Origin of the sequence: Rhizobacter sp., assembly GCF_035702065.1 — a bacterium.
GTDB lineage: Bacteria > Pseudomonadota > Gammaproteobacteria > Burkholderiales > Burkholderiaceae_C > Rhizobacter.
Map to the genome: position 1 here is coordinate 1 of NZ_DASSRA010000056.1, position 5,353 is coordinate 5,353.

Below are 5,353 nucleotides of genomic sequence, written 5' to 3' on the forward strand. Positions count from 1 at the left end.
GAGCGCTGCTGGCGCGAGAAGGGCGCGGCTTCGTTGTCGCTCTCGATGAAGTACTGCCGCATCTCCGGCCGGATGTACTCCAGCAGGAAGCGCACGTGGCCGATGACGGGGTAGTTGCGCAGCACCGAGTGGCGCGTCTGGATCACGTCGCGCACGCCCAGCAGCACCAGCAGCGTGAACAGCAGCGCCCACCCGCCGCCGGTGCCGAAGGCGATCTGCGTGAAGGCGCACAGCAGCGCGCCGACGGCACACAGCAACCACGTGGCGTAGCGAAGCGGGAAGTACTGGTTGAGCGTGAGCAGCCAGGCGCGCATGGGGCTCCCCGTGAGTGTGGCGGCGATGGTAGTCGCTCGCCTCCGGGGCCGAGTCCGCGAAATGCAGCATGGACACCCGGGCACGCGCTTCGTATGCTGCCCACCTTTCCTTCCGGGGTGGTGCATGCGGCTTTCGTTCTTGATGCGGTCCTTGCTCGTCGGCCTGCTGCCGGCCCTGGCGTTGGCGGCTGCGCCCCCGGCCGACAACCCCAATCTGCTCGGCACGCGCTGGAGCCTGCTGGCGATCGACGGGGCACCGGTCACGGCCGTTCAAGCGGCCGACCCGCACCTGCAGCTTCATCCGGGCACGCAGAAGCTCAGCGCCTTCGGTGGCTGCAACCGCCTGCAGGGGCGCTACACGCAACACGGCATCCAGCTGGCGCTGACCGCGCTCGCCAGCACACGCATGGCGTGCGCACCGGCCGTGATGCAGCAGGAGCAGCGCGTCATCGAGCTGCTGGGCACCGTCGACGGTTACCGCATTGAAGGACAGGTGCTGAGCCTGCTGCAAGGCGATGCGGTGCGCCTGAGCTTCAAGGCCGCGGCGCCCAAATCGCCCAAATAGGCCGCCGGGCGGTTCTGTTGTTTGTGGATGGACATCCAGCGTTCCGCGCTGGAGGCTTCCATCTGGCGGCACAAAGCAGCCCAGGCAAACCCTCGCTCGACAAGCGTGCGCTTACCCACTAGCCTGCGAACCCCGCTGCCGTGACGGCGGGCGTCGCCAAGGCGACGGGGCACCCCAACCCGTCGCCGCATGCTCCTCACCCATTCGAGCCTGGGAGGTACCCCGATGATCAACCGCCGACTTTTTCTCCAGCACGCCGGCCACGGCGCGGCCGCGCTTGGCGTTGCAAGCTGGATCCAGCCGGCCCTGGCGGCCGAAGCGGCCCTCGGGTCCAAGCACATCACCATCGGCAACTCCATCGCGCTGACTGGCCCGCTGGGCAATGCCGGCCAGGAGCACAACGCCGCCATCCGCGCGGCCTTTGCGCAGATCAACAAGGCCGGGGGCGTGAACGGCCGCGAGTTGCGCTTCGTCACCAAGGACGACGGCTATGCCGCGCCGCGCACGGTCGAGAACGTCAAGCAGATGATCGAAGACAACAGCGCCTTCGCGCTGATGTCCATCATCGGCACGCCCAACACCGGCGCCATCCTGCCGCTGACCGAGAAGGCCGGCATCCCGGTGCTGGGCCCGATCACCGGGGCGGCCTCGCTGCGCAAGGCGGAACACAAGTACGTGTTCCACATCCGCCCGAGCTATACCGACGAAGTCACCCGCATGGTGCAGCAGCTGGTGCAGATGGGCATCCAGAACATCGCGGTCGTCTACCTCGACAACCCCTTCGGCAAGGAAGTGCTGGCCAATGCGCAGCGCGTGCTGGCCGAGCAGAAGCTCAAGGCCGAAGCCGCCATCCCGCTGGCGGTGGACGGCAAGAACCACGCCGAAGTGGCGCAGCAGGTGATCGACAGCAAGGTCGACGCCGTGTTCCTCGGCACCACCGGCACCGGCACCACCGACATGATCCTCTCGCTGCGCGAGAAGGCGGCCGGCCTGCCCATCATCGGCCTGTCGGTTACCTTCACCGACACCAAGCGACTGGGCAAGCACCTCACCGGCCTGGCAGCAGCCTCGGTCTTCCCGAGCGGCAACGCCTCCAAGTTCGCGGTGGTGCGCGCCTACCAGGCCTCGCTCGAAGCCGCCGGCGAGAAGGCGCCGCTCAGCCTGGGCCTGGAGAGCTGGATCAACGCGCAGGTGATGGCCGAAGGCATCCGCCGCGCGGGCCGCGACATCACGCGCGACAAGCTGCGCACGGCGCTGGCCGGCATCCACGGCTTCGAGGTGGGCGAGGTGGTGATCAACTTCGGCGCCACCGGCCCCTACGTCGGCACCTCGTCCGTCAAGCTCGGCATCTTCGGGCCGGACGGCGTGCTTCGCGCCTGATTCCGTGCGCCTGACCTGGCGCGCCTAGAAGAACTCCCCGATCGCGCGCGCCACATCGGCGTGCGCCTCCTCGGGCACGAAATGCCCGCTCTCCAGCGCCTGGCCGCTCACGTGGCCGGCGCACTGCGCCTGCCAGAGTTCGAGCGGCTTGAACAAGCGGTGCACCACGCCGTGCGTGCCCCACAGCACCAGCGTGTCGCAGGCGATGCGCTCGCCGGCCGCTCGTGAGGCGCGGTCGTGCGCGAGGTCGATGCCGGCCGCGGCGCGGTAGTCCTCGCAGAAGCCGTGGATGTTCTCCGGCCGGCAGAACGCGCGCTCGTACTCGGCCAGCGCCTCGGGTTCGATGTAGTCCAGGCCTTTGCTGCCCCAGCCGCCCAGCGTCCAGTGCAGCGTGAACAGCGGATCGCCGCCGATCAGGCGCTCGGGCACGGGCGCCGGCTGGATCAGCATGAACCAGTGGTAATAGGCGCTGGCGAAGCGCATGTCGGTGGCCTCGTACATGTCGAGCGTGGGCGCGATGTCGATCAGGCAGAGCTTGCTCAGTGCCTGCGGGTGATCGACTGCCAGGCGGTGCGCGACACGGCCACCGCGGTCGTGGCCGACCAGGCCGAAGCGCGCGTGGCCGAGCGAGCGCATCAGCGCCACCATGTCGGCCGCCATCGCGCGCTTGCTGTGGTTGGCGTGCTCGGGCGCATCGGGTGGCTGCGTCGAATCGCCATAGGCGCGCAGGTCGGGCATCACCAGGAAGAAGCGGTTCTTCAGCGCCAGCGCCACGCGGTGCCAGATCGCGTGCGTCTGCGGGAAGCCGTGCAACAACAGCAAGGGCGGCCCGTCGGCGCGGCCACCGCTGCGCGCGAAGAGGCGCATGCCGTTGACCTCGTGGACCTTCGCTTCGAACCCGTCGAACCACCCCATGGCAACACCTCCGATGCACGATCTTGGCACGGCGCTATCCTCGCGGCTCTTCGTTCTGCCCATTCCGCGATGCTTCCGCCCATCACCGACCTTCGCAGCGCCAAGCTGGTGTTCGCCGAGCTGCAGCAACAGGCCCGCGCCGAGGGCATCGCGCTGCGCGCGCCGCCGCCCGAGCCCACCACCTGCTGCGGGCGCGGTTGCAATGGCTGTGTGTGGGAAGGCTTCTTCGCCGCCGCCGACTACTGGCGCGAAGAGGCCTTGCTCATCCTCACTTGAGCTGCCAGGTCTTGTCCTTGATCGGCTCCAGCGTCCAGTCGGGCGCCTTCTTCAGCTGCACGGCAGCGTTCACCTTGCGGGCCACCAGCTGCGCGCACAGGCGCAGCGTGTCGAGGTCGCGCTGGCGCAGGCTGGTGTTGGGTGCCGTGCTGAAGCAGCACAGCGTGCCGTAGGTGTTGCCATCGGGCAGCACGATGGGCGTGCTGAGGTGTGCGCCGACGCGGAAGTCCGTCTTCGGCAAGGCCATGCTGGCCGGCAGCGAGGCGGCGTCGTGCACCAGCCCGGGCAGGCGGCCATCGACGACGCGCTGGCAGTAGCTGGTTTCCAGCGGCGCGCTGTCACCGGCTCCCAGCGACGGCGCACCCGTGCTGCGGTCGACAAAGCGAAACACGCGCTGACCGTCGACGAACTCGGAGACGAACACCACGTCCATCTTCATCTTCTCGCGCAGCTGGTGCAGCACCTCGGGCACGGCCTTGTCGATCTCGGCATCGGCCGAATCCGCGGTGGCCACCAGCAGCTCGGACACCTGGACCAAAAGCTCGTCGGGGCGGAAGCTGTCTCTGAAATTGCTCATGCTCGAGGCCTCGTGGCGGGTCTGCAAACTGCGCCGCAGTGTGCCCGGACGGCAGAGCCCCTGTCATCCGCGCGAGAATCACTCGCCCATGGAACTCCGAACCGTCACCGCCACCCGCTACGTCACGCCCTTGCGCGAAGGCGGGTCGCTGCCCGCGATCATCGAGGCCAGCGACGACGGGCTGTACGTGCTCAAGTTCCGCGGCGCCGGCCAGGGGCCGAAAGCATTGATCGCCGAACTGGTGTGCGGCGAGCTGGCGCGGCTGGCCGGCCTGCCGGTGCCCGAGATCGTGTTCGCGGAGCTCGACGGCGAGCTCGCGCGCACCGAGCCCGACCCGGAGATCCAGGACCTGATCCGCGCCAGCGCCGGCCTCAACCTCGCGCTCGACTACCTGCCGGGTTCGGTCACCTTCGATGCATTGGCCGAGCAGCCGCCGGCCGAGCTGGCCTCGCGCATTGTCTGGTTCGATGCCTTCGTCACCAACATCGACCGCACGCCGCGCAACGCCAACCTGCTGATGTGGCACCGCAAGCTCTGGCTCATCGACCACGGCGCGGCGCTCTACTTCCACCACCAGTGGGACGGGTACCTGGAGCGCGCGCTGAGCCCGTTCGCACCCATCAAGGACCACGTGCTGCTGCCTTTCGCCAGTGAGTTGAATGCGGTCGATGCCGCGATGGCCGCCCACTTCACGCCTGAGCGCGTGGCCGAGGTCGTGGCCTTGATCCCCGAGACCTGGCTGCTCGCCGACGCAGCCTTCGCCACGCCGCAGGCCCAGCGCGACGCCTACCTGGCGTACTTCGTGCGCCGGCTGCAGGCGCCGCGCGCATTTGCCGAGGAGGCCGCCCGTGCCCACGCCGCACACCTATGACTACGCGATCGTGCGGGTCGTCCCGCGGGTGGAGCGGGGCGAGTTCATCAACGCGGGCGCGATCGTCTCGTGCAAGTCGGCAGGCTTTCTGAAGGCGCGAATCGAGCTCGACGAAGCGCGCCTGCTGGCGCTGGCACCTTCCGCCGACGTGGAGTCGATCCGCACCACGCTCGCCACCATCCCCGCCATCTGCGCCGGGGGGGCGGCTGCCGGTGCGCTGCGCCACCTGTCGACCCGTGAGCGCTTCGACTGGCTGGTGGCACCGCGCAGTACCAGCATCCAGACCTCCACCGTGCACACCGGCCGCGGCGACGACCTGGACGAGGCGCTGGAGCGGCTGATGCGGCGCATGGTGCGTGTCACGCGCTGAACGGTTTCACTTCGCTGCGGCGTCGGTAACGACGATGGCGCGGCTCGCCAGGTAGCGGCGAAAGTCCGCCAGCGGGATCGCGGTC

General features: G+C 68.9%; 7 protein-coding genes and 1 pseudogene. 5 read left to right on the plus strand and 3 right to left on the minus strand.

Going from position 1 to position 5,353, the window contains the following annotated elements; all coding sequences use genetic code 11:
* A pseudogene (locus VFL64_RS02625) lies at positions 1 to 314 on the minus strand (FMN-binding glutamate synthase family protein); the annotation flags it as partial.
* Positions 315 to 456: 142 nt separating this feature from the next.
* Between VFL64_RS02625 and VFL64_RS02630 the strand changes: the two are divergent.
* On the plus strand, positions 457 to 879 hold the full coding sequence (locus tag VFL64_RS02630; protein ID WP_489538830.1) for an META domain-containing protein: 423 nt from the start codon (positions 457 to 459) through the stop codon (positions 877 to 879).
* Positions 880 to 1,104: 225 nt separating this feature from the next.
* Complete coding sequence (locus VFL64_RS02635; protein WP_489538831.1) at positions 1,105 to 2,259, plus strand: ABC transporter substrate-binding protein; 1,155 nt, start codon at positions 1,105 to 1,107, stop codon at positions 2,257 to 2,259.
* Between the two features lie 24 nt (positions 2,260 to 2,283).
* Here VFL64_RS02635 and VFL64_RS02640 read toward each other — a convergent pair whose 3' ends face one another.
* Entirely contained in the window at positions 2,284 to 3,174 is an 891-nt protein-coding gene (locus tag VFL64_RS02640; RefSeq protein ID WP_489538832.1) for an alpha/beta fold hydrolase, read from the minus strand.
* 69 nt (positions 3,175 to 3,243) lie between these two features.
* Between VFL64_RS02640 and VFL64_RS02645 the strand changes: the two genes are divergently transcribed.
* Positions 3,244 to 3,450: an oxidoreductase-like domain-containing protein gene (locus VFL64_RS02645; protein ID WP_489538833.1), complete on the plus strand. Its 207-nt coding sequence runs from the start codon at positions 3,244 to 3,246 to the stop codon at positions 3,448 to 3,450.
* Here VFL64_RS02645 and VFL64_RS02650 read toward each other — a convergent pair.
* Positions 3,443 to 4,027: a GAF domain-containing protein gene (locus tag VFL64_RS02650; protein ID WP_489538834.1), complete on the minus strand. Its 585-nt coding sequence runs from the start codon at positions 4,025 to 4,027 to the stop codon at positions 3,443 to 3,445. The genes VFL64_RS02645 and VFL64_RS02650 overlap by 8 nt on opposite strands.
* A gap of 88 nt (positions 4,028 to 4,115) precedes the next feature.
* On the opposite strand from VFL64_RS02650, the gene VFL64_RS02655 reads away from it, so the two are divergent.
* Positions 4,116 to 4,898: a HipA family kinase gene (locus tag VFL64_RS02655; RefSeq protein WP_489538835.1), complete on the plus strand. Its 783-nt coding sequence runs from the start codon at positions 4,116 to 4,118 to the stop codon at positions 4,896 to 4,898.
* A complete protein-coding gene (locus VFL64_RS02660; RefSeq protein WP_489538836.1) occupies positions 4,876 to 5,268 on the plus strand; it encodes a DUF3037 domain-containing protein in 393 nt (130 codons plus the stop codon). The genes VFL64_RS02655 and VFL64_RS02660 overlap by 23 nt, the downstream gene beginning before the upstream one ends.
* Positions 5,269 to 5,353: the final 85 nt, after the last annotated feature.